This is a genomic window from Streptomyces sp. cg36 (assembly GCF_041080675.1).
Lineage (GTDB): Bacteria > Actinomycetota > Actinomycetes > Streptomycetales > Streptomycetaceae > Streptomyces.
The window spans coordinates 2,235,409-2,258,487 of record NZ_CP163520.1; the positions used below are offsets into that span (position 1 = coordinate 2,235,409).

19 protein-coding genes and 1 pseudogene are annotated in these 23,079 nt (G+C 71.7%); 9 read left to right on the forward strand and 11 right to left on the reverse strand.

The genetic code is table 11. The features are described 5' to 3' along the window. Positions 1-25: 25 nt before the first annotated feature. The 5 genes and pseudogenes from AB5J87_RS09780 to AB5J87_RS09800 form a co-directional block, all read right to left on the reverse strand. Entirely contained in the window at positions 26-820 is a 795-nt protein-coding gene (locus tag AB5J87_RS09780; protein ID WP_369375996.1) for an ABC transporter permease, read from the reverse strand. Next, complete coding sequence (locus AB5J87_RS09785; protein WP_369375997.1) at positions 820-1,740, reverse strand: ABC transporter permease; 921 nt, start codon at positions 1,738-1,740, stop codon at positions 820-822. Before AB5J87_RS09785 ends, AB5J87_RS09780 begins: the two co-directional genes overlap by 1 nt. Then, positions 1,737-2,890 (reverse strand): annotated as a pseudogene (locus AB5J87_RS09790) (ABC transporter ATP-binding protein). Before AB5J87_RS09790 ends, AB5J87_RS09785 begins: the two are co-directional and overlap by 4 nt. Before the next feature lie 101 nt (positions 2,891-2,991). Next, positions 2,992-4,242: a PotD/PotF family extracellular solute-binding protein gene (locus AB5J87_RS09795; protein WP_369375998.1), complete on the reverse strand. Its 1,251-nt coding sequence runs from the start codon at positions 4,240-4,242 to the stop codon at positions 2,992-2,994. Between the two features lie 78 nt (positions 4,243-4,320). Continuing rightward, positions 4,321-5,838 carry a gamma-aminobutyraldehyde dehydrogenase gene (locus tag AB5J87_RS09800; protein ID WP_369383447.1) on the reverse strand — a complete coding sequence of 506 codons (1,518 nt, stop codon included), beginning with the start codon at positions 5,836-5,838 and terminating at the stop codon, positions 4,321-4,323. Positions 5,839-6,019: 181 nt separating this feature from the next. On the opposite strand from AB5J87_RS09800, the gene AB5J87_RS09805 reads away from it, so the two are divergent. Beyond that, positions 6,020-6,565, forward strand: a complete 546-nt coding sequence (locus AB5J87_RS09805) for an NADAR family protein (protein ID WP_369375999.1) — start codon at positions 6,020-6,022, stop codon at positions 6,563-6,565. A 440-nt stretch (positions 6,566-7,005) separates the two neighbouring features. Here the strand turns inward: AB5J87_RS09805 and AB5J87_RS09810 are convergent, their stop codons facing one another. Then, a complete protein-coding gene (locus AB5J87_RS09810) occupies positions 7,006-7,479 on the reverse strand; it encodes a DUF4190 domain-containing protein (protein WP_369376000.1) in 474 nt (157 codons plus the stop codon). Positions 7,480-7,906: 427 nt separating this feature from the next. Between AB5J87_RS09810 and AB5J87_RS09815 the strand changes: the two genes are divergently transcribed. Next, on the forward strand, positions 7,907-8,938 hold the full coding sequence (locus AB5J87_RS09815; protein WP_369376001.1) for an adenosine deaminase: 1,032 nt from the start codon (positions 7,907-7,909) through the stop codon (positions 8,936-8,938). A 20-nt stretch (positions 8,939-8,958) separates the two neighbouring features. Beyond that, positions 8,959-9,669: a glycerophosphodiester phosphodiesterase gene (locus AB5J87_RS09820; RefSeq protein ID WP_369376002.1), complete on the forward strand. Its 711-nt coding sequence runs from the start codon at positions 8,959-8,961 to the stop codon at positions 9,667-9,669. Between the two features lie 82 nt (positions 9,670-9,751). Here AB5J87_RS09820 and AB5J87_RS09825 read toward each other — a convergent pair whose 3' ends face one another. Next, positions 9,752-10,939, reverse strand: a complete 1,188-nt coding sequence (locus tag AB5J87_RS09825) for a spermidine/putrescine ABC transporter substrate-binding protein (RefSeq protein ID WP_369376003.1) — start codon at positions 10,937-10,939, stop codon at positions 9,752-9,754. A 329-nt stretch (positions 10,940-11,268) separates the two neighbouring features. Beyond that, the gene (locus AB5J87_RS09830; RefSeq protein WP_369376004.1) at positions 11,269-12,708 is read right to left on the reverse strand and encodes a gamma-aminobutyraldehyde dehydrogenase; all 1,440 of its coding nucleotides are present in this window, start codon (positions 12,706-12,708) and stop codon (positions 11,269-11,271) included. A 178-nt stretch (positions 12,709-12,886) separates the two neighbouring features. On the opposite strand from AB5J87_RS09830, the gene AB5J87_RS09835 reads away from it, so the two are divergent. From AB5J87_RS09835 to AB5J87_RS09860, 6 genes are all read left to right on the forward strand, one after another. Then, positions 12,887-13,378: an Lrp/AsnC family transcriptional regulator gene (locus AB5J87_RS09835; RefSeq protein WP_188275329.1), complete on the forward strand. Its 492-nt coding sequence runs from the start codon at positions 12,887-12,889 to the stop codon at positions 13,376-13,378. Further along, positions 13,363-14,742 (forward strand): aspartate aminotransferase family protein, encoded by a 1,380-nt coding sequence (locus tag AB5J87_RS09840; RefSeq protein WP_369376005.1) that lies wholly within the window; start codon positions 13,363-13,365, stop codon positions 14,740-14,742. The genes AB5J87_RS09835 and AB5J87_RS09840 overlap by 16 nt, the downstream gene beginning before the upstream one ends. A gap of 174 nt (positions 14,743-14,916) precedes the next feature. After that, a complete protein-coding gene (locus AB5J87_RS09845; protein WP_369376006.1) occupies positions 14,917-15,654 on the forward strand; it encodes an ABC transporter ATP-binding protein in 738 nt (245 codons plus the stop codon). After that, positions 15,636-16,787 carry a hypothetical protein gene (locus AB5J87_RS09850; protein ID WP_369376007.1) on the forward strand — a complete coding sequence of 384 codons (1,152 nt, stop codon included), beginning with the start codon at positions 15,636-15,638 and terminating at the stop codon, positions 16,785-16,787. Before AB5J87_RS09845 ends, AB5J87_RS09850 begins: the two co-directional genes overlap by 19 nt. Positions 16,788-16,898: 111 nt before the next feature. After that, the gene (locus AB5J87_RS09855) at positions 16,899-18,020 is read left to right on the forward strand and encodes an LOG family protein (protein ID WP_369376008.1); all 1,122 of its coding nucleotides are present in this window, start codon (positions 16,899-16,901) and stop codon (positions 18,018-18,020) included. A gap of 115 nt (positions 18,021-18,135) precedes the next feature. Further along, positions 18,136-19,050: a hypothetical protein gene (locus AB5J87_RS09860; RefSeq protein WP_369376009.1), complete on the forward strand. Its 915-nt coding sequence runs from the start codon at positions 18,136-18,138 to the stop codon at positions 19,048-19,050. A 185-nt stretch (positions 19,051-19,235) separates the two neighbouring features. Here the strand turns inward: AB5J87_RS09860 and AB5J87_RS09865 are convergent, their stop codons facing one another. The 3 genes from AB5J87_RS09865 to AB5J87_RS09875 are packed head-to-tail and all read right to left on the reverse strand — an operon-like array spanning position 19,236 to position 23,025. After that, positions 19,236-20,270: an ABC transporter ATP-binding protein gene (locus tag AB5J87_RS09865; protein WP_369376010.1), complete on the reverse strand. Its 1,035-nt coding sequence runs from the start codon at positions 20,268-20,270 to the stop codon at positions 19,236-19,238. Continuing rightward, positions 20,270-21,880: an ABC transporter permease gene (locus AB5J87_RS09870; RefSeq protein WP_369383448.1), complete on the reverse strand. Its 1,611-nt coding sequence runs from the start codon at positions 21,878-21,880 to the stop codon at positions 20,270-20,272. The genes AB5J87_RS09865 and AB5J87_RS09870 overlap by 1 nt, the downstream gene beginning before the upstream one ends. A gap of 53 nt (positions 21,881-21,933) precedes the next feature. Next, entirely contained in the window at positions 21,934-23,025 is a 1,092-nt protein-coding gene (locus AB5J87_RS09875) for a thiamine ABC transporter substrate binding subunit (RefSeq protein WP_369376011.1), read from the reverse strand. Positions 23,026-23,079: the final 54 nt, after the last annotated feature.

Genomic DNA, 23,079 nt, shown 5'->3' on the forward strand with positions numbered 1-23,079 from the left:
CCTCGAAGGGTTCGGTCGTTAATGCTCAGGCTTTTGCACTGTTGCTGCGCCGGTTCGCGATGAGCTGGCCGGCCACTACCACCACCACGGCGATGGCGAACATCGCCGTACCGATGACATTGATCTGAACGGGCGTGCCCCGCTGCGCGGATCCCCAGACGAACATGGGGAACGTCACGGTGGAGCCCGCGTTGAAGTTGGTGATGATGAAGTCGTCGAAGGAGAGCGCGAAGGCGAGCAGCGCGCCCGCGACGATTCCGGGGGCCGCGATCGGCAGGGTGACCCGCACGAACGTCTGGACCGGTCCCGCGTACAGATCGCGCGCCGCCTCTTCGAGCCTCGGGTCCATCGACATCACCCGCGCCTTGACGGCCGTCACCACGAAGCTGAGGCAGAACATGATGTGGGCGATGAGGATGGTCCAGAAGCCCAGCTGCGCGCCCAGGTTGAGGAAGAGGGTCAGCAGCGAGGCGGCCATGACGACCTCGGGCATCGCCATCGGCAGGAAGATCAGCGAGTTGATCGCGCCGCGCGCCCGGAACCGGTAGCGCACCAGCGCGAAGGCGATCATCGTGCCGAGGACGGTCGCGCCGACCGTCGCCCAGGCGGCGATCTGGAGCGAGAGCGAGAGCGAGCCGCACATGTCGGCGACCCCGCACGGGTCCTTCCAGGCGTCGGTGGAGAACCGCTGCCAGGAGTAGTTGAAGCGCCCGTTCGGCTTGTTGAACGAGAACACCATCACCACGACGTTGGGCAGGATCAGGTACGCGAGGGTCGCGAGCCCCGCGATCACGATGACGTTGCGTCGGAGCCAGCGCATCAGACCAGGTCCTCCGTCCCGGCTCGGCGGATGTAGACGGTGACCATGACCAGCACGATCGCCATCAGGATGAAGGAGAGGGCGGCGGCCGTCGGATAGTCGAGGACCCGCAGGAACTGCGACTGGATGACGTTGCCGACCATCTTCTGGTCGGTGGAGCCGAGCAGTTCGGCGTTGACGTAGTCACCGCTGGCCGGGATGAAGGTGAGCAGCGTGCCCGAGACGACACCCGGCATGGAGAGCGGGAAGGTCACCTTGCGGAAGGTGGTCGCGGGGGTCGCGTACAGGTCGCCGGCGGCCTCGTGCAGCCGCGGGTCGATCCGCTCCAGCGAGGTGTAGAGCGGCAGGATCATGAACGGCAGGAAGTTGTAGGTGAGGCCGCAGACCACGGCCATCGGCGTGGCCAGCACCCGGTTGCCCTCGGTCCAGCCCAGCCAGCTCGTCACGTCGAGCACGTGCAGCGAGTTGAGCGCGTGCACCACCGGCCCGCCGTCCGCCAGGATCGTCTTCCAGGCGAGGGTGCGGATCAGGAAGCTGGTGAAGAACGGCGCGATGACCAGCACCAGGATCACATTGCGCCAGCGGCCCGCCTTGAAGGCGATCAGATACGCCAGCGGATAGCCGAGCAGCAGGCACAGCAGGGTCGCGGTGCCCGCGTACAGCAGCGAGCGCACGAACTGCGGGTAGTACTCCTTGAAGGCGTCCCAGTACGTCTGGAAGTGCCAGGTGACCTGGAAGCCCTTCTCCAGGGAGCCGGTCTGCACCGAGGTCGACGCCTGGTAGACCATCGGCAGCGCGAAGAAGACGACCAGCCACAGGATGCCGGGCAGCAGCAGCCAGTAGGGCACCAGCCGCTTGCGCACGGGCACCTTGTGCACGGGGAGGTCGGCGGCCGGGGGCGCCTCGGTCAGGGCGCTCACGCGGCGTCCTCGACCTTCTCCACGCCCGCGTCGATCGCCTGCGCCGCGTCGAGGCCGAAGGTGTGCGCCGGGTTCCAGTGCAGGACGACCTCGGCGCCCGGCACCAGCCGGGTGTCGCGCTCGATGTTCTGCTCGTACACCGCGAGCCCCTGGCCGGCCGGGGAGTCGATGACGTACTGGGTGGAGACGCCGATGAAGGAGGAGTCGACGATGCGGCCGGGGACGCGGTTGCGGCCGTCCGCTATCGAGCCCTCGTCGTCGCGGTGGGCGAGGGAGATCTTCTCCGGGCGCACGCCGACCAGGATCTTCCCGCCGCCGGCGGCGGGGCCGGACATCGCCCGCCGGGCAGCCGCAGCTTGACGCCGCCCGCGGTGACCCGGACGTCCTCGCCGCTCTTCTCGACGACCTCGGCCTCGATGAGGTTGGAGGTGCCCAGGAAGTTCGCCACGAACGTGGTCCGCGGGTTCTCGTAGAGGTCGGCGGGGGCGCCGAGCTGCTCGACCCGGCCGCCGTTCATCACCGCGACCGTGTCGGCCATGGTCATGGCCTCCTCCTGGTCGTGGGTGACGTGGATGAAGGTGATGCCGACCTCGGTCTGGATGCGCTTGAGCTCCAGCTGCATCTGGCGGCGCAGCTTGAGGTCGAGGGCGCCGAGCGGCTCGTCGAGGAGGAGCACCTGCGGGTGGTTGATCAGGGCGCGGGCGACCGCCACGCGCTGCTGCTGGCCGCCGGAGAGCTGGTGCGGCTTGCGGCCCGCGAAGTCGCCGAGCTGGACGAGCTCCAGCATGTCGTCGACCTGCTTCTTCACCGACTTGATGCCCCGGCGGCGCAGCCCGAAGGCGACGTTCTCGGAGACGCTCAGGTGCGGGAAGAGGGCGTACGACTGGAAGACGGTGTTCACCGGCCGCTTGTAGGGCGGCAGGTCGGTGACGTCCTTGTCGCCGAGGAAGACGGTCCCGGTGCTGGGGTCCTCCAGTCCGGCGATCATGCGCAGGGTGGTGGTCTTGCCGCAGCCGGAGGCGCCGAGCAGGGCGAAGAAGGAGCCCTGCGGGACGGTCAGTTCGAGCGGATGGACTGCGGTGAAGGAGCCGTACGTCTTGCTGATCCCGGTGAGGCGGACGTCGCCGCCGTCGTTCTTGTCGTCAGTCATGGGTTGCGATCCCAGGGGTGGAGAGGGGATGAGGGGGAGGTGTGGGGGCGGGGCGGGCACCCCGGGCGGGGCGGGCGTCCCGGGCACGGGCCGGGGCGCGGTCAGGCGCCGATGAGCTTGGCGAACTTCTCCTCGTACTTCGTCTCCTCCTCGCTGCTGAGCGAGCGGAAGGAGTGCGCCTTGGCGGCCATGGCCCGGTCGGGCAGGATCAGCGTGTTCTCGGCCAGCTTCGGATCGATCCGGGTGAGCTCGTCGCGCACGCCGTCGACCGGGCAGACGTAGTTGATGTACGCGGCGAGCTTCGCGGCGACCGGCGGCTCGTAGTAGTAGTCGATCAGCCGCTCGGCGTTGGCCTGGTGCCGGGCCCGCGCGGGGACCAGCAGGTTGTCGCTGGAGAGCATGTATCCGGCGGCCGGGATCGCGTACTTGATGTCCGGGTTGTCGGAGCGCAGCTGGGTGATGTCGCCGCCCCAGGCCACACAGGCGGCGAGGTCGCCCTTGTCCAGGTCGCCGGTGTAGTCGTTGCCGGTGAAGCGCCGGATCTGCTTCTTGTCGACGCCCTTCTGGAGCCGTCCGATGGCCGCGTCGTAGTCGGCGTCGGTGAAGTTCGCCGGGTCCTTGCCCATGTCGAGCAGGGTCATCCCGACGGTGTCGCGCATCTCGGTGAGGAAGCCGACGCGGCCCTTGAGGGTGGGGTCGTCGAGCAGCTGGGTCACCGAGTCGACGGTCCTGCCGCCGGTCGCCTTGGCGTTGTACGCGATGACGGCCGGGATGCCGGTCCACGGGTAGGAGTAGGCGCGGCCCGGGTCCCAGTCGGGGGTGCGGAAGGGCGCGGAGAGGTTGGCGAAGGCGTGCGGCAGCTTGGCCGCGTCCAGTTTCTGCGCCCAGCCGAGCCGGATGAGCCGCCCGGCCAGCCAGTCGGTGAGCACGATCAGGTCGCGGCCGATGTCCTGACCGGCCGCCAGCTGCGGCTTGATCTTGCCGAAGAACTCGACGTTGTCGTTGATGTCCTCGGTGTACTTGACCTGGATGCCGGTCCGGCGGGTGAACGCCTCCAGCGTCGGCCGGTGCTTCTTGTCGTCGCTGACGTCCATGTACTCGGTCCAGTTGGAGAAGTTGATCACCTTCTCCTGGGCCGAGTGGTCGTGGGACGCCGGGGCCTCGCCGCCCTCCCGCTTCGCGGCCGGGATGCCGCAGCCGGTCAGCCCGGCCAGCCCGCCGACCGCGAGCGCGCCGAACCCGGTGGCCCGCATCAGCGAGCGCCGGGTCAGGGCGCCCCGGCCGCTGGTGAGGGTGCGCTCGATGGCGGCCAGCTGGGGCCCGGACAGGCGGTCCGGCTCGTACTGCTCCATGCGCTGTGTGCCTTTCGGATGGAGGCGGCGACCGCTGGTCGGACGGCCACCGCGCGGCGGCGCCGCTGGTCGGATGCTTTACCGGTCCCCGAAGATCGTGCGGTGCCAGTCCTTCGCGGCGACCGCGGTGTTGTCGTACATCACATGCTTGACCTGTGTGTATTCCTCGAAGGAATACGCCGACATGTCCTTTCCGAAGCCACTCGCCTTGTAGCCGCCGTGCGGCATCTCGCTGATGATCGGAATGTGGTCGTTGACCCAGACGCACCCGGCCTTGATCTCCCGGGTGGCCCGTCCCGCACGGTAGACGTCCCGGCTCCAGGCGGAGGCCGCCAGTCCGTACGGGGTGTCGTTGGCGAGCCGGATGCCCTCGTCGTCGGAGTCGAAGGGCAGGACGACGAGCACCGGCCCGAAGATCTCGGCCTGGACGACCTCGCTGTCCTGCGGCGCGTCCGCGATCAGCGTCGGCGGGTAGAAGGCGCCGTCGCTCTGCGGCGCCCGGCCGCCGGTGACGATCCGGGCGTAGGAGCGGGCCCGCTCGACGAAGCCGGCGACCCGGTCGCGGTGGCCGTGGCTGATCAGCGGCCCGAGGTCGGTGGCCGGGTCGAACGGGTCGCCGACGCGGACGGTCGCCATCAGATCGGCCACCCCCGCGACGAAGGCGTCGTAGAGCGGACGCTGTACGTACGCGCGCGTGGCGGCGGTGCAGTCCTGGCCCGAGTTGATCAGGGCGCCGGCGACCGCGCCGTGGACGGCGGCGGTCAGGTCCGCGTCGTCGAAGACGACGAAGGGCGCCTTGCCGCCGAGCTCCAGATGCAGCCGCTTGACGGTGCCGGTGGCGATCTCGGCGACGCGCTTGCCGACGGCGGTGGACCCGGTGAAGGACGTCATGACGACGTCCGGGTGCCCGACCAGGTGCTCACCGGCGTCCCGCCCAGCGCCGGAGACGATGTTGACGACCCCGTCCGGGATCCCGGCGGCGGTGGCGGCCTCGGCGAACAGGAGCGAGGTGAGCGGGGTGATCTCGGCGGGCTTGAGCACGATGGTGTTGCCCGCCGCGATCGCCGGGAGCACCTTCCAGGCGGCCATCTGGAGCGGGTAGTTCCAGGGGGCGATGGAGCCGACGACGCCGATGGCCTCACGGCGTACGTACGAGGTGTGGTCGCCCGAGTACTCCCCGGCCGACTGGCCCTGCAGATGGCGGGCGGCACCGGCGAAGAAGGCGGTGTTGTCCACGGTCCCCGGGACGTCGAACTCCCGGCTGAGCTTGAGCGGCTTGCCGCACTGCAGGGACTCGGCGCGGGCGAACTCCTCGGCGCGCTCGGCCAGCACCCCGGCGAAGCGGTGCAGGGCGTCGGAGCGTTCGGCGGGGGTGGCGCCCGCCCAGCCGGGGAAGGCGTCCTTGGCGGCGGCGACGGCCGCGTCCACGTCGGCCGTACCGGCCAGCTCGTAGCTGTACGCGCTCCGGCCCGTTGCGGGGTCGACGACGTCCTGCTTGCGCCCGGAAGTGCCGGGCCGCACCCGCCCGCCGATGTACTGGGCGCCGCCTTCGAAACGGTCCTGCGCCGGGAAACGACTGCTGTTGCTGTTGCCCATCTCGCTCACGGTCTCCGTAGCTCCAGCTCGATTTGACTGCCGATCCTGACAGAGCGACATCTGACCAACAAGTGATTCCGTTGTTGCCTTTTGGTTACGCGACGGAATCTGTCGACCATGTGTCGGGTCAGGCCGTAAATACCCGTACGGAGTGTCAGTGGCGGATGCCAGACTCGCGTGTATGGAGAAGATCGACAATTTGATCGCGCAGGTCAAGGATGGTGAACAGATCAAGTTCTTGCACTTCTGGGGTCACGCGCCCCGTCGTGACGGGACGCTCGGACCGAGCTGTTTGAGCCAGTGGTGGCCCTCGCCGTTCACGGTGGACGGCGTGGAGTACGCGACGGCGGAGCACTGGATGATGGCCGCCAAGGCCCGCCTCTTCGCCGACCCCGAGGCCGAACGGGCCGCCCTCACCGCCCGCACCCCCGCCGAGGCGAAGAAGGCGGGGCGGCTGGTGCGGGGCTTCGACGAGACGGTCTGGGAGCGGGAGCGGTACGGGATCGTGGTCGCGGGCAGCGTCCACAAGTTCTCCCAGGACGAGTCCCTGCGCGCCTACCTCCTCACCACCGGCACCCGGGTCCTGGTGGAGGCGAGCCCCCTGGACCGCATCTGGGGCATCGGCCTGGCGGCGGACACCCCGGCCGCGAACGACCCGAGCCGGTGGCGGGGCCTGAACCTGCTGGGGTTCGGGTTGATGGAGGCACGGGAGAAGGTGCGGGGTTAGGGCGCCGGTCACCTGCGGGCCGGTGGGGGCCCCTGGGGGTTGAGGCCGAAGCAGAAGTCCCTGCGGGCCGGTGGGGGCTGGGCGCGCAGTTCCCCGCGCCCCTAGGGGGTTGGGGCTGGCCCGGAAGCCCGTGCGGGGCATACGGGGGGCGGTCACCTGCGGGCCGGTGGGGGCTGATCGCGCAGTTCCCCGCGCCCCTAACGGGGCCGGAGCCCCAGCGGGGTTCGGGTGCGGAGCCCCAGCGGGGTGCAGGGGGCGCAGGCCCCGCTGGGGGCCGGGGCGGAGCCCCGGGTGCGCCCCACGACCCACGGACAGCTCAGCGGGGTCCAGGGGCGGAGCCCCGGGTGGGGTGCAGGGGCCGCAGGCCCCGCTCGGGGTCCGGGGGCGGAGCCCCCGGAAAGAAAACTCTCCGCCTCATCCCCCACCCACCCCAGGAGGGTTTAGGGAAGGGGCGGGGTGGGGGACCCCTCCCCCCGCACCACCAGCATCGTCGCGAACGGATCATCCACCGACGACGACCCACCGTCCCCGTCGTCATGCGTGACAGCCCACAGCATGAGCCCCAGGAACGCCCCGCTCACCACGATCCCCACCACCCCGAGGATGATCCCGGCCAGCGCCTGCCCCCCGTTCGTCGCCTCGCCCCGCTTCGCCCGCCCCCGGCCGAGGAAGCCGAAGATCAGGGCGAGGATCCCGAGGATGATCCCGAGCCCCCAGAGGCAGAAGAGGACGACGGAGATGATCCCGAGGACCAGCGCGGTCGTGCCGAACCCGTTGAGGGGCGCGCCCATCCCGGTCCAGCCGGGGTGCCCGTACCCGTAACCCGGGTAGCCGGGGTACGCGGGGTACCCGTAGCCGCCCGGGGCGGCCTGACCGGGCGCGGGCCCGCCCGGCGCGGCCGGCGGGGGCGGCACGGCCCCGCCCCACCCGCCGGTGCCCGCGGCCCCGACATCGGTGAAGCCCGCACCGGTCGGCCCGGTCGGCCCGGCCGGCCCCGCCCCGCCCGGCGGCGGAACCGCCCCACCGGGCTGAACCGTTTCCGCGGACTCCGCCCCCGGCATCGCCGCAACCGTCGGCTGATCGTGCACGGAGGGCTTCTCCAGCGGCACCTTCCGCTCCGGCGGCGCCCACGGGTCCACGGGCTCGGACCCCCGAGACGGCTGATCGTGGTTGTCTGACATGGGCCTCCCCATCCTGGTTCCGACATGCTAAGGCTCTCGCCGGACGCGGCGCCCGGGGGGCCACCCCGCCCCGGCACGGACCCGGTCTCCCGGCCTAACATGATCCCCGAACGGCGGCCGACAGGCGCCGGACGGCAGACGACAGCCCGCGGAGGAACCCATGACCGACCTGCACCCGTTCATCGCGGGCCTGCCCAAGGCAGAGCTCCACGTGCACCACGTCGGCTCCGCCTCCCCCCGTATCGTCGCCGAGCTGGCCGCCCACCACCCGGACTCGAAGGTCCCCACGGATCCCGAGGCCCTCGCGGACTACTTCACGTTCACCGACTTCGCGCACTTCGTGGACGTCTACCTCTCGGTCGTGGACCTGATCCGCACCCCCGAGGACGTGCGGCTGCTCACCTACGAGGTCGCCCGCGACATGGCCCGGCAGAACATCCGTTACGCCGAGCTGACCATCACCCCCTTCTCCTCCACCCGCCGCGGCATCGACGAGCGCGCCTTCATGGACGCGATCGAGGACGCCCGCAAGGCGGCCGAGAAGGAGCTGGGCACGGTCCTGCGCTGGTGCTTCGACATCCCCGGCGAGGCCGGTCTGGAGTCCGCCGCGGAGACCGTCCGGCTGGCCACCACCGACCGCCTCCGCCCCGAGGGCCTGGTCTCCTTCGGCCTGGGCGGCCCGGAGATCGGTGTGCCGCGTCCGCAGTTCAAGCCGTACTTCGACCGGGCGATCGCGGCGGGCCTGCGCTCGGTGCCGCACTCGGGCGAGTCCACCGGCCCCCAGTCGATCTGGGACGCGCTCAACGACCTGCGCGCCGAGCGCATCGGCCACGGCACCAGCGCCACCCAGGACCCGGACCTCCTCAAGTACCTGGCCGACCACCGCATTGCCCTGGAGGTCTGCCCGACCTCCAACCTGGCGACCCGGGTCGTCGCCGACATCGAGCGGCACCCGATCCGCGAGATGGTCCAGGCGGGTGTGCTGGTGACGGTCAACAGCGACGACCCGCCGATGTTCGGCACCGACCTCAACAACGAGTACGCGGTGGCCGCCCGGCTCCTGGAGCTGGACGAGCGCGGCGTGGCGGCCCTCGCCAGGAACGCGGTGGAGGCGTCCTTCCTCGACCCGGCCGGCAAGACGCGGCTCGCCGGGGAGATCGACGCGTACACCGAGCAGTGGCTGGCCCGCTAGCCCGCGGGAACAATGGGCCCATGCGTACCGTGACTGCCGTGGCCCACCGCGGCGACCCGTACCGCGTCCGCGAGAACACGCTGGCGTCGATCCACTCGGCCCTGGAGCATGGCGCGGACGCGGTCGAGATCGACGTACGGCTGACGCGCGACGGCGTCCCCGTGCTGCTCCACGACGAGACGCTGAAGCGGCTGTGGGGGCACGACCGGCCGCTGTCGTCGCTCCTCCACGAGGACGTGCGCGAGCTGACGCGCGGCGGGGTGCCGACCCTGCGCGCGGCCCTGATGGCGGCGGGCGCCCACCGGTTGATGATCGACCTGCCGGGCGCGACCGAGGAGACGGTACGCGCGGTGGTGGGCACGGTTCAGGAGTGCGGGGCGGGCGGGCGCGTGTACTACTGCGCGGGCCCGGCGTCCATGCTGAAGGTGCGCGCCGCCGACCCGTCCGCCGAGATCGCCCTGACCTGGACGACCCTGGCCCCGCCGCGCCCGGAGCTGATCGCGGCGGTGAAGCCGCGCTGGCTCAACTACCGCTTCGGCCTCCTGAGTACGGAACTGGCCGACCGGGTGCACCGGGACGGAATGCTGGTGTCGGTCTGGACGGCGGACACCAAGCGCACGATGCGCCGCCTGATCGCAACGGGAGCCGACTCGGTGACGACGAACCGGGTGGACGCACTGAGGACGGTGCTGTCGGAGGGTGCGGGAGGCGGGGGAAGGACTGACGGCTGACGATTGCCAGCTGACGGCTGACAGCTGACAACTGACAGACATCAGCTGACGGCTGTCCTCCTTCTCCCCTACACCCCCGCGATCACAGCCCCACGATCGCGTTCCACCGCTTGGCGAACCCCACCCGTTCCTCCGAGGTGATGTCGCGGGCGATGGCGAGGCGGCGGCGCATGTCGGCGTCGGGGAAGACCAGGGGGTCCTCGGCGAGTTCGGCCTTGTCCTTGTCCTTGGAGGCGGCCAGGATCTCGCGGGCGGCGGGGACGGGGCAGACGTAGTTGACCCAGAACGCCAGCTCGGCCGCCACGTGCGGGTCGTAGTAGTAGTCGATCAGCGCCTCCGCGTTGGCCTTGTGGCGGGCCAGGTTGGGGATCATCATCGACTCGGCCCACAGCTCGGCGCCCTCCTCGGGCACCACGAACTCGATGTCGGGGTTGTCGGCCTGGAGCTGGATCACGTCGCCCGAGTACGCCTGGCAGGCCAGCACGTCTCCGGTGGAGAGGTCCTTGATGTAGTCGTTGCCGGTGAAGCGGCGGATCTGCTTCTTGCGCACCTGCTTCTCGATCTGGTCGCACATGCGGTGGAAGTCGTCGGCGGTCCAGCGCGTCACGTCGACGCCGTTGCCCTGCATCAGCAGCGAGAACGACTCGTCGAGCCCGGACAGCAGCGTCACCTTGCCCGCGAGGCGCGGGTCCCACAGGTCGCTGGTGTGCTTGATCTCGCGGCCGAGCTTCTTGCGGTTGTACGCGATGCCGGTGATCCCGGACTGCCAGGGCACGCTGTGCAGCCGCCCCTTGTCGAAGGCGGGCGAAGTGAGCTGCGGGTCCAGGTACTTGGCCACGTTCGGCTGGTGGGCGCGGTCCATCTCCTGCACCCAGCCGAGCCGGACGAACCGGGCCGCCATCCAGTCGCTGATGACGACGATGTCCCGGCCGGTGGCCTGATGGTTCATCAGGGCCGGGCTGATCTTCCCGAAGAACTCGTCGTTGTCGTTGATCTCCTCGGTGTAGTCCACGGAGATCCCGGTGCTCTTGGTGAACGCCGCCAGGGTGGGCCGCTTCGACTTGTCGTGCTCGTCGGTGTCGATGTAGAGCGGCCAGTTGGCGAAGGTGAGCCGGCGGTCGGTGGCCGAGTGGTCGGGCGCACCGCGCTCACCGGGGGCGACGTAGGCCGCGGGCACTCCGCAGCCCGCCAGCGCGGCAGCGGCGGCGCCGCCGCCGAGCGCGCGCAGCAGGTGGCGGCGGGAGAGGGGGTTCAAGGGGGTCGCTCGCACCCCGGAAGGATGCCGGGGCGCCGGTGTACGGGGCAATGGACGCTGCGTACAGCCGCACCCCGCAGGGCCGACAACCTGTCGACCGCTGCCGGCCGGCGACGGCCCCGGCCCCCATCCCGGTCCGGGCCCCGGTCACGGGTCCGGCACCGGCCCCGCCCCCGGACACACCTGTGGTGCGGCACCCCCGCGGGGCGCCGCACCACAAGTCGGCGGTCGTACCGGGCGGATCCGCCCGGTACCGAACGGATCACCCCCGCACGGAGCGGATCAACCTCGTACAGGGACGATCAACTCGCGCACGGAGCCGATCCGCTCGCGTACGCGGCAGCTCAGCCCTCGTACGACGTCATCACGTGCTTGATGCGCGTGTAGTCCTCGAAGCCGTACGCCGAGAGGTCCTTGCCGTAGCCGGACTTCTTGAAGCCGCCGTGCGGCATCTCCGCGACCAGCGGGATGTGGGTGTTGATCCAGACGCAGCCGAAGTCCAGGTACTTGGACATGCGCATGGCGCGGGCGTGGTCCTTCGTCCAGACCGAGGAGGCCAGCGCGTACTCGACGCCGTTGGCGAACTCCAGGGCCTGCTTCTCGTCCGTGAAGGACTGGACGGTGATGACCGGGCCGAAGACCTCGTTCTGGATGATCTCGTCGTCCTGCTTGAGGCCGGAGACGACGGTCGGGGCGTAGAAGTAGCCCTTCTCGCCCACGCGGTGGCCGCCCGCCTCGACCTTGGCGTGCGCGGGGAGGCGGTCGATGAAGCCGGTGACCTGCGCGAGCTGGTTGGCGTTGTTGAGCGGGCCGTACAGCACGTCCTCGTCGTCCGGCTGCCCGGTCTTGGTGTCGGCGGCGGCCTTGGCGAGCGCGGTGACGAACTCGTCGTGGATCGACTCGTGGACCAGGACGCGGGTGGCGGCCGTGCAGTCCTGGCCGGCGTTGAAGTAGCCCGCGACCGCGATGTCCTCGACGGCCTTGGCGAGGTCGGCGTCCTCGAAGACGACGACGGGGGCCTTGCCGCCGAGCTCCAGGTGGACGCGCTTGACGTCCTTGGCCGCCGACTCGGCGACCTGCATGCCCGCCCGTACGGAACCGGTGATGGAGGCCATCGCCGGGGTGGGGTGCTCGACCATCGCGCGGCCGGTGTCGCGGTCGCCGCAGATGACGTTGAAGACGCCCTTGGGGACGATCGCGCCGATGATCTCGGCGATCAGCACGGTGGAGGCGGGGGTGGTGTCCGAGGGCTTGAGGACGACGGTGTTGCCCGCGGCGAGCGCCGGGGCGAACTTCCACACGGCCATCATCATCGGGTAGTTCCACGGCGCGACCTGCGCGCAGACGCCGACCGGCTCACGGCGCACGATCGACGTCATGCCCTCCATGTACTCACCGGCCGAGCGGCCCTCCAGCAGGCGGGCGGCGCCGGCGAAGAAGCGGATCTGGTCCACCATCGGCGGGACCTCTTCGCTGGCGGTCAGCGCGAGCGGCTTGCCGGTGTTCTCCGACTCGGCCGCGATGAGCTCCTCGGCGCGCTCCTCGAAGGCGTCCGCGATCTTCAGCAGGACCTTCTGGCGCTCGGCGGGGGTGGTGTCGCGCCAGGCCGGGAAGGCCGCGGCGGCGGCGGCCATGGCGGCGTCGACGTCCGCCTGGCCGGAGAGGGGGGAGGTGGCGTACGCCTCGCCCGTGGCCGGGTTGACCACCTCGATGGTCCGCCCGTCGGCTGCGTCCCGGAACTCTCCGTCGATGTAGTTGCGCAAACGACGCAGTTCGGTGGTCACTTCGCTGGCCTCCCGGTCCGATGTCCGATGGGTGAGACGCCCACCTTAGTCGGTGAAGTGTCGCTTTCGACAGACCCGCCGCCCGGCAACTTCGGATTCAGTGCTTCCGCGACCGTCGAACAACGAATTTCATCGCTTTGGGGTTGCGAGACAGACGAGTCGGGTGCACAGTGGCTTCGTGGCCAGTCGAAGCGCAGACCCCAGGACCGGAAACGGATCGTCCCCGTCGATCGATGCCGTGTCCCTGGCGATCATCGAGCAGCTCCAGGAGGACGGGCGCCGCCCGTACGCCGCGATCGGCAAGGCCGTGGGCCTGTCGGAAGCGGCCGTGCGCCAGCGCGTGCAGAAACTCCTGGACCAGGGCGTGATGCAGATCGTCGCCGTCACCGACCCCCTCACCGTGGGGTTCCGGCGCCAGGCGATGGTCGGGATCAACGTCGAGGGCGACCTCGACCCGGTCGCCGACGCCCTGACGGCCATGGCCGAGTGCGAGTACGTGGTGATGACCGCGGGCTCCTTCGACCTCATGGTGGAGGTCGTCTGCGAGGACGACGACCACCTGCTGGACGTCATCAACAAGCGGATCCGCGCCCTCCCCGGCGTGCGCTCCACCGAGAGCTTCGTCTACCTCAAGTTGAAGAAGCAGACCTATATGTGGGGAACCCGATAGCCGTGAGCAAGGACCTGAGCCAGACCGCCTACGACCACCTGTGGATGCACTTCACCCGCATGTCGTCGTACGAGAACGCGCCCGTTCCCACCATCGTGCGGGGCGAGGGCACCTACATCTACGACGACAAGGGCAAGAAGTACCTCGACGGTCTCTCCGGCCTGTTCGTCGTCAACGCCGGCCACGGCCGTCACGAGCTCGCCGAGACCGCCTACAAGCAGGCGCAGGAGCTGGCCTTCTTCCCGGTGTGGTCCTACGCCCACCCCAAGGCCGTCGAGCTCGCCGAGCGCCTCGCGCACTACGCGCCGGGCGACCTCAACAAGGTCTTCTTCACCACCGGCGGCGGCGAGGCCGTCGAGACCGCCTGGAAGCTGGCGAAGCAGTACCACAAGCTCACCGGCAACCACACGAAGTACAAGGTCATCTCGCGTGCGGTCGCCTACCACGGCACCCCGCAGGGCGCCCTGTCCATCACCGGTCTGCCCGCGCTCAAGGCCCCCTTCGAGCCGCTGGTCCCCGGCGCGCACAAGGTGCCGAACACCAACATCTACCGCGCCCCGATCCACGGCGACGACCCCGAGGCGTTCGGCCGCTGGGCCGCCGACCAGATCGAGCAGGAGATCCTCTTCGAGGGCCCCGACACGGTCGCCGCGGTCTTCCTGGAGCCCGTGCAGAACGCCGGCGGCTGCTTCCCGCCGCCGCCCGGCTACTTCCAGCGGGTGCGCGAGATCTGCGACAAGTACGACGTGCTGCTCGTCTCCGACGAGGTCATCTGCGCCTTCGGCCGCCTGGGCACGATGTTCGCCTGCGACAAGTTCGGCTACGTACCGGACATGATCACCTGCGCCAAGGGCATGACCTCGGGCTACTCCCCCATCGGCGCCTGCATCGTCTCCGACAAGATCGCCGAGCCGTTCTACAAGGGCGACAACACCTTCCTGCACGGCTACACCTTCGGCGGCCACCCGGTCTCCGCCGCCGTGGGCCTGGCCAACCTCGACATCTTCGAGCGCGAGGGCCTCAACCAGCACGTGCTCGACAACGAGGGCGCCTTCTTCGACACCCTCAAGAAGCTCCACGACCTGCCGATCGTCGGCGACGTCCGCGGCAACGGCTTCTTCTACGGCATCGAGCTGGTCAAGGACAAGAACACCAAGGAGTCCTTCAACGAGGAGGAGACCGAGCGCGTCCTGTACGGCTTCCTCTCCAAGGCGCTCTTCGAGAACGGCCTGTACTGCCGGGCCGACGACCGCGGCGACCCGGTCGTCCAGCTCGCCCCGCCGCTGATCTCCGACCAGAAGACCTTCGACGAGATCGAGGGCGTCCTGCGGTCCGTCCTCACCGAGGCGTGGACCAAGCTGTAGGACCGTACGATCCGGCCCGGCCGCACCCATCCGAGTGAGATTGGGGGCGGCCGGGCCGCGTGCTGTCCCGACACCCCCGGCGCCACTCCTTACCGTGCCCAGTGACCGATCGGCCCTGCCTTCGTTCCCCCGTACGGGGGAGCAGGAAATCTGATCTGAACCGAGGTGTACGCCATGGTGGCCCCGCCGGACAACGATGTGCTCTGGGGACGTTCCCTGCACCACGCCCACGGCGGCTCGCCCGCCCTGACCGGGGTGTCCCTGGAGATCCGGGAGGGCGAGATCCTGGCCGTCGCCGGGCCGCGCGGCAGCGGCAAGACGACGCTGCTGCGCGCCCTGTCCGGCCAACTGGTCCCCGACCAGGGCGAGGTGTGGTTCAACAGCGCGCCCGTGCACACCCTCGGCGCGCTCGCCCGCGAGCGGCTGCGCCGCGACCGGTTCGGCTGGATCGACCCGCAGCCCACCCTGGTGCCCGAGCTCAACGCCTGGGAGAACGCGGCCCTGCCGCTGCTGCTGCGCGGCATCGCCCACCGGCCCGCCAAGAAGGCCGCCCTGGAGTGGCTGGAGCGGCTCGACATCGGGGCCTGCGCCCGCAAGCGCCCGCACGCCCTGCTCCAGGCCCAGCGCCAGCGCGTCGCGATCGCCCGGGCCCTGGTCACCGCCCCCGCCGTGCTCTTCGCCGACGAGCCGACCGCCACCCTGCACAGCGCCGACGGCGCCCAGGTCCTGCGCACCCTGACCGCCGCGGCCCGCTCGCACGCCATCACCACCGTCCTGGCCACGCACGACGCCCAGGTCGCCGCGCTCGCCGACCGCACGGTCCGGCTGCTCGACGGGCGCCGGGTGAGCGCGTCCGAGCCGGGCGGCTCCCTCGACCCGGAGGGCCGCGCCACGTGCTCGCTCTCCGTCTAGCCCGGGGCACCCACCCGCTGGTCCTGCTGCGCCGCCTGCTGGTGGCCGCGGCCTCGGCGGGGGTCGGCTTCCTGCTCCTGTGCACGCTGGGCCACGCCGCCGCGCATCCGGGCGGCTCCCCGCTGCGGCTGCTGTGGTGCGCGGTCCCGCTGGCCGCGACCGTGCACTTCGCGGTCGCCGTGGCCCGTACGGACCCGAGCACCCGGCCCCGGCCCGGCCTGTCGGCGGTGGGCCTCGGCCCCGGCCGCCTCACCGCGATCGCCGCCGCCTCCACGGCGGTGGCCTGCACGCTCGGCTCGCTGGTGGCGCTGCTGATGTACCTGCACCTGCGCGGCGACATCACCGGACTGCCCTTCGACGGCGCGGCCTCCGAGCTGCTGGGCGCGGGCCACCCGGTGCCGCCGGCCGCGGCCCTCACGCTCCTCGCCGTCCTGCCGCTGACCGCGTCGGCGGCGGCCGGTCTCGCGCTGCGCCCCCGCAAGGAGGCGCCCCGCCCCGCCGAGGAGCCGGAGCGGCCCCCCACCGCCCCCGGCGGGCTGCCCTGGGGAATCAGCCTGGTCACCGCGGGCCTGGCCATCGAGACGTACACCAGCCGGGGCACTCCGGGCTCCGCCCTGCCGATGCCGGGCCACCCCGACAGCAGCCCGGCCGGGGTGCTGGCCGGCTGGGTACTCACCGCGGTCGGCCTCGCGGTGGCGGGCCCGGCCCTGACCCATCTGTGCGGGCGGCTGCTCCAGCTGGCCCGGCCGGGCGCCACCCGGCTGCTCGCGGGGCGCGTCCTGATGGAGGAGGCCCGCCGCATCGGGCGCCCGCTGGGCGTGGTGTGCGCGGTGGCCTCCGGCACGGTCGCCGCCGCCGCGCTGTACGGCGACGAGGCCGGGCCGCACCCCTTCGGCCCGCTCACCGGGCTGGGCGCGGCCCTGGTGACGGGGTGCACGGTGGCGACGCTGCTGACGGCGGCCCTGGAGTCCCGGCACGCCCGGGGCGAGACGACCGGGGCGCTGCTGCGCCTGGGCGCCCCCGCCAAGCTGCTGCGCGCCTCGGCGGCGCTGCGGGCCGCCGCACTGCTCGCCGTGTTCGCCCCGCTGACCTGGGCGATCGCCGAGCTGGCGGCGCTGCCCCTGACGGGCTGACACCCCGCGCGGCCGGGCCCGGCACGGCAGCCCGGGGCCGGTCCGGCGGACCCGGTCCCCGTCGCACCGCCCCGGCCGCGGGGCCCGCAGGGCACCCCCTAGGGTGGCCGGATGGCCAGTGAAGACTTTCAGCGGGTGCCGGGCGCGCGGGACCGCGAGATCGAGTCCGTCCCCGAGTTCGACGAGGTCGTGGCGCGCGGCACGCTCGCCGGATTCCGGCTGCAGTCGCTCGACCTGACGGACCGTACGGACGCCCTGCTGGCGACCGGCACCGCGGGCGCGGTCTTCCTGGGCTGCCGGATGACTCCCGAGGCCACCGTCAAGGTGCGGGCCGACGGGGCGCTGGTCTTCCCGCCCGTCCCCGATCTGCCGTTCGACCCGTACCGGGGGCTGCTCTACACCCCCGACGAGCTCTTCGACGGCGTCGAGGACGGCTACGAGCACACCCCGGACGCCCGCTCGTACGACTGGTTCCGGCGCACCCGGTCGGACGGTGACGTTTTCGCCTCGATGCTCCGCTCGATCCACGACGACTCGGTCTCCGACGCGCTCGACGAGCACCTCGCGGGGGCGCGGGTGGTGGGCGTGATGGGCGGGCACGCGATGGGCCGCGGCACCGACGCGTACGCGGGGGCCGCGCGGCTGGGGCGGTCGCTGGCCCGCGACGGCTTCACGGTGGCCACCGGCGGCGGCCCGGGCGCCATGGAGGCGGCGAACCTGGGCGCCTATCTGGCCCCGCTCGCGGACACCGCGCTGGAGGACGCGCTGAAGCTGCTGGCCGAGGTGCCCTCGTTCACGCCGTCGGTGTCGCGGTGGGCGCGCGCCGCGTTCGAGGTGCGCCGCCGCCACCCCGGGGGCGGCCCGTCGGTCGGCATCCCCACCTGGTTCTACGGGCACGAGCCGCCGAACGCGTTCGCCGCCCACATCGCCAAGTACTTCGCCAACGCCACCCGCGAGGACGGGCTGCTGGCCCGCTCCACGGCGGGCGTGATCTTCCTGCCGGGGGCCGCCGGGACCGTGCAGGAGGTCTTCGACAACGCCACCCCGAACTACTACGAGTCGCGCGGCGAGCCCACCCCGATGGTGCTGGTGGACCGGGCGCACTGGACCGAGCGGCTGCCCGTGTGGCCGCTGCTGCGGGCGCTCGCCGAGGGCCGGCCGATGGCGGGGCGGATCGCGCTGGTGGACTCGGTCGACGAGGCGGCGGCGCAGCTGGCCCGGCTCGCGGGGTAAAAGCCCGCGATCGTCGTATAACGCCTGGATCACCGAGGCAACGTTCCCGCGCCCGGGCACGTCTGCCCTGGTGAGCGGGGGTCCCCGCGCCACCCCTGCGAACGGAGCTTCTTCGGTGCTGATCGGCCTACTGACCGCGATCGCGGCCTCGATCTGTTACGGCACGGGCTCGGTCCTGCAAGCCGTCGGGTCCCGTAAGTCCGCCCGCCGCGAGGCTGCCGCGTCGGCCCGTACCCAGCATGGCGGGCCCAGTCTGTCGTCGACCGCGAAAGCGGCGATGACCTGGGAGTTCATGGTCGGCACCGTACTGGACTTCGTCGGGTTCGGGCTCGGCGCGCTGGCCGCCCGGCTGCTTCCCCTCTTCCTCTCCCAGACGGTGATCAGCGCCAATCTGGTGATCACGGCGGTGCTCAGCGTCAAGCTGCTCGGCATCCGGCTGAGCCGGGCCGAGTGGAGCTCCATAGCCGTGGTCTGCTCGGCGCTGGTGCTGCTGGCGACGGCGGCGGGCGCGGAGGGCAGCGGGCACACGTCGCCGGCCACGCACTGGTGGCTGCTGGTGGTGGCGGTGGTGCTGATGGCGGGCGGCGCGGTGGCGGTACGGCTGCTGGGCGCGCGGGCCGCGATCCTGGCGGGCCTGCTGTCGGGTCTCGGCTTCGGCGCGCTCGGGGTCGGCGTCCGCGTCCTGAACGGCGTGGACCCCTTCGACCTGGGCCGTCTCCTGGCCGACCCGGCGCTGTACGCGATCCTCGTGGCGGGCGTGGGCGGCATGTACCTGCACACGGTCGCCCTCCAGATCGGCTCGGTCAACGGGGCGACGGCGGCGCTGGTGGTGGGCGAGACGGTACTGCCGGGTGCGATCGGCGTGCTGTGGCTGGGCGACGCGTCCCGCGCGGGTTTCGCGTGGATGGCGGTCCTGGGCTTCGTCCTGGCCGTGGCGGGGGCGGTGGCGGTGGCCTGGTTCGGCACGGAGGAGGAGCCCGAGCCCGCACGGGAACCCACCCCGGCCAAGGCCCACCAGCCAACAGCCTGACGGCCCCTGAAGGACGGGCCCGAAGGGCCCACCTGGGGGCGCGGGGAACGGCGCGAGCAACCCACCCACGATCCGCAGCCAAAAGACGGGGGCGAAGCCTTATGAGGGGCGCGGGGAACTGCGCGAACGGCCCCCACCGGCCCGCAGCCGAAAAGAAACGGGCGCACCCCACACCCCCGGCGGGTTCAGGGAACGGGCGGGGCGGGGGACAGCACGACCGTCTCCTCCGCCAGGAACACCACCCCCACCTCCTCCCCCACCCCCACCGCGTCCCGCAACCCGCACTCCGCCTCCAGCACCGCCCCGCCCCCGGGCCGCAGCCGCAGGGTGACGTGGTGGCCCCGGAACGTCCGCCCCACCACCTCGCACGCGAGCCCCCGCCCCGCCTCCACGACCCGTACCCCCGCGGGCCGCACGAGCAGCCGGGCCTCCCCCTGCGACGACCCGGGCGGAACGGGCAGCTTGCCCCATTCGGTGGCCGCCACCTCCCCGGACACCGTCGCCGCCACCACGTTCTCGAAGCCGAGGAAGCGGGCCACGAACTCGGACGCGGGCCGCTGCCAGACCTCCAGCGGCGTCCCGGTCTGCGCGATGCGCCCGTCCCGCATGACGACGACCCGGTCGGCGAGCGCGAACGCCTCGCCCTGGTCGTGGGTGACGGCGAGCACGGTGGTCCCCAACTGCCCGAAGAGGGAACGGAGTTCGACGACGAGCCGTTCCCGCAGCGTACGGTCGAGCTGCCCGAGCGGCTCGTCCAGCATGAGCAGCCGCGGGGAGGGCGCGAGCGCGCGGGCGAGCGCGACGCGCTGCTGTTCGCCGCCGGACAGCGCCGCGACGGCCCGCCGCCCGGCGCCGGGCAGCCCGACGAGTTCGAGGAGCTCCTCGACCCGGCGGGCCTGTTCGGCGCGCGCCACCTTGTGCATGCGCAGCCCGAACGCCACGTTCCCGGCGACGTCCCGCTGCGGGAAGAGCTGGTGGTCCTGGAACATCAGGCCGACCCCGCGCCGGTGCACGGGCACCCCGCGCTGGTCGGCGCCGCCGAGCAGGACCCGTCCGCCGTCGGTCTCCTGGAGCCCGGCGACCACCCGCAGCAGTGTGGACTTGCCGCTGCCGCTGGGCCCGAGCACGCACACCGTCTCGTGGGCGGCGACGTTCAGGCCGACCGCGTCGAGCACGGCCCGCTCCCCGAACCGTACGGTCACCGAGTCGAGTTCGAGCATCAGAATTCTCCGGTCCGGTCGGTGCGGGCGCGCTCCAGGAGGAGCAGGGCCGCCGCGCAGACGACCATGAGGATGGTGCTGAGGGCCATCGCCTGCCCGTAGTTGAGGTCGCCGGCCCGGCCGAGGAGGCGGGCCACGGCGACGGGCAGGGTGGGCCGGTCGGGCCGGGCGATGAAGACGGTCGCGCCGAACTCCCCGAGGGAGACGGCGAAGGCGAATCCGGCGGCGATGAGCAGGGCCCGCCGTACCAGCGGCAGGTCCACCTCCCGCCAGACCCGCAGCGGGGAGGCGCCGAGCACGGCGGCGGCCTCGCGCAGCCGCCCGTCGACCGCGCGCAGCACCGGCAGCATGGTCCGTACGACGAAGGGCACGCCGACCAGTGCCTGGGCGAGCGGCACCAGGATCCAGGAGGTGCGCAGGTCGAGCGGCGGCTTGTCGAGGGTGATCAGGAAGCCGAAGCCGACGGTGACGGCGGAGACGCCGAGCGGCAGCATGAGCAGCGCGTCGAAGCCCCGCACCAGGCGTCCGCCGCGCCGGGCGAGGGCGGCTGCGGCGAGTCCGCCGACGACGAGGGCGATGGCGGTGGCGGCCAGCGCGTACTGCACGGAGTTCCAGACCGCTTCCAGCGGCGGCACGAGGAAGGTGCCGCCCTCTCCGGCGGACTGGAGGGAGCGGAAGTAGTCGAGGCCGTAGCCGTCGGGGGTGTCCAGGGAGCGGGCGACGAGCACGCCGAGCGGCAGCAGGATCAGTACGGCGACGACCGCGAGCACGCCGGCGAGCAGCGCCCACTGTCCCGTGCCGCGCGGGCGGCGGGCGGTGAGCGCGGGGTCGACGAGGCGCAGGGTGCTCTCGCGCCGCCGTACCGTGCGGGCGTGCACGGCGAGGATGAGGCCGACGGCCGCGAACTGCACGAGGGTGAGGACGGCGGCGGTCGGCAGGTCCAGGAGCTGGGCGGTCTGGCGGTAGATCTCCACTTCGAGGGTGGAGAAGGTGGGGCCGCCGAGGATCTGGACGACGCCGAAGGAGGTGAAGGTGAAGAGGAACACCATGAGGGCGGCGGCGGCGACGGCGGGGCCGAGCGCGGGCAGGGTGACCGCGCGCCAGGCGGCGAGCCGGGAGGCGCCGAGCACCCGGGCGGCCTCTTCCTGGCGGGGGTCGAGCTGGGCCCACAGGCCGCCGACGGTCCGGACGACGACGGCGTAGTTGAAGAAGACGTGGGCCAGCAGGATCGCCCAGACGGTGGTGTCCAGGCGCACTCCCCACAGTTCGTCCAGGAGTCCGCCGCGCCCGACCAGGGCGAGGAAGGCGGTGCCGACGACGACGGTGGGCAGCACGAAGGGGACGGTGACGACGGCCCGCAGCAGGTCGCGGCCGGGGAAGTCCAGGCGCGCGAAGACATAGGCGCCGGGCAGGGCGATCAGGAGGGTGAGCGCGGTGGAGGCGAGCGCCTGCCAGGTGGTGAACCACAGGACGTGCTGGAGGTCCGGCTCGGTGAGCACCTCACCGAGCCGGCCCAGCTGCCAGCCGCCGTCGGGCCGCAGCCCGCGGCCGACGATCGCGGCGACGGGCCAGGCGAAGAAGAGCGCGAAGAACGCGAGCGGCAGGGCCATCAGGCCGAGCCGCACCACGTGGGCGCGCGCCCTGCTCCGGCGGGCGGCGCGTCCTACTTCAGGACGAGCGAGGACCACGTCTTGACCCACTGCTCACGGTTCTTGGCGATCTTGTCCGGGGCGACGGTGTGCGTCTGGCTGACGGTGGCGCCGAACTTGGTGAACAGCTCGGGCAGCTTGGCGTCCTTCAGGACGGGGTCGACGAACATGTTGAGCGGCATGTCCTCCTGGAACTTCTTGGAGATCAGGAAGTCGAGGAGGGCCTTGCCGCCGTCGGGGTTCTTGGCGCCCTTGAGCAGTCCGGCGAACTCGGTCTGGCGGAAGCAGGTGCCGGTGGCGACGCCGGTGGGGGCCTCGGTGGGCTGCGGCTTGGCGTAGAGGACCTCCACGGGCGGGCTGGAGGCGTAGGAGACGACCAGCGGGCGGTCGCCCTTGGCCTTCCTGCCGCCGGCCGAGCCGGAGAACTCCTGGTTGTACGCCTGCTCCCAGCCGTCGACGACCTTGACGCCGTTGTCCTTGAGCTTCTTCCAGTAGTCCTGCCAGCCGTCGTCGCCGTACTGGGCGGCGCTGGCGAGCAGGAAGCCGAGGCCGGGCGAGGAGGTCGCCGCGTTCTCGGTGACCAGCAGGCCCTTGTACTCGGGCTTGATCAGGTCGGCGAAGGACTGCGGCGGGCTGAGCTTCTTGTCCGCGAAGTACTTCTTGTCGTAGTTGACGCAGATGTCGCCGGTGTCGATGGGCGTCACCCGGTGCTCGGCCCGGTCGAGCTGGACGTCGGCGGGCACCCCGGCCAGCCCCTTCGCCTCGTACGGGGTGAAGATCCCGTTGTCGAGGGCGCGCGAGAGGAGGGTGTTGTCGACGCCGAAGAACACGTCGCCGCGCGGGGAGCCCTTGGTGAGGATCTCCTGGTTGAGCGCCGCGCCCGCGTCACCGCTCTTGAGGACCTTGACGGTGTAGCCGGTCTGCGCGGTGAACTCCTTGAGCACCGCGTCGGAGGCGGCGAACGAGTCGTGGCTGACCAGGGTGACGGTCTTGGACTTGGTGCCGCCGTCGGTCTTGGCGTCGTCCTTGCCGCCGCACGCGGCGAGCGCGCTGACCCCGAGGGCCGCGGCCAGCGCGGTGGCCGCCAGCTTCTTCGTACTGCGCATGGTGGTGATTCCTCCTGGAGTGACCAGGAAGAGACGCGGCCCTGCCCGCCGGGG

Coding starts and splice junctions, on each gene's coding strand:
- AB5J87_RS09800 (WP_369383447.1), bottom strand. CDS start 5,838: ATGGGCAACAGCAACAGCAGTCGTTTCCCGGCGCAGGACCGTTTCGAA.
- AB5J87_RS09865 (WP_369376010.1), bottom strand. CDS start 20,270: ATGCTCGAACTCGACTCGGTGACCGTACGGTTCGGGGAGCGGGCCGTG.
- AB5J87_RS09780 (WP_369375996.1), bottom strand. CDS start 820: ATGCGCTGGCTCCGACGCAACGTCATCGTGATCGCGGGGCTCGCGACC.
- AB5J87_RS09820 (WP_369376002.1), top strand. CDS start 8,959: ATGCGTACCGTGACTGCCGTGGCCCACCGCGGCGACCCGTACCGCGTC.
- AB5J87_RS09805 (WP_369375999.1), top strand. CDS start 6,020: ATGGAGAAGATCGACAATTTGATCGCGCAGGTCAAGGATGGTGAACAG.
- AB5J87_RS09845 (WP_369376006.1), top strand. CDS start 14,917: ATGGTGGCCCCGCCGGACAACGATGTGCTCTGGGGACGTTCCCTGCAC.
- AB5J87_RS09855 (WP_369376008.1), top strand. CDS start 16,899: ATGGCCAGTGAAGACTTTCAGCGGGTGCCGGGCGCGCGGGACCGCGAG.
- AB5J87_RS09795 (WP_369375998.1), bottom strand. CDS start 4,242: ATGGAGCAGTACGAGCCGGACCGCCTGTCCGGGCCCCAGCTGGCCGCC.
- AB5J87_RS09875 (WP_369376011.1), bottom strand. CDS start 23,025: ATGCGCAGTACGAAGAAGCTGGCGGCCACCGCGCTGGCCGCGGCCCTC.
- AB5J87_RS09815 (WP_369376001.1), top strand. CDS start 7,907: ATGACCGACCTGCACCCGTTCATCGCGGGCCTGCCCAAGGCAGAGCTC.
- AB5J87_RS09870 (WP_369383448.1), bottom strand. CDS start 21,880: ATGGCCCTGCCGCTCGCGTTCTTCGCGCTCTTCTTCGCCTGGCCCGTC.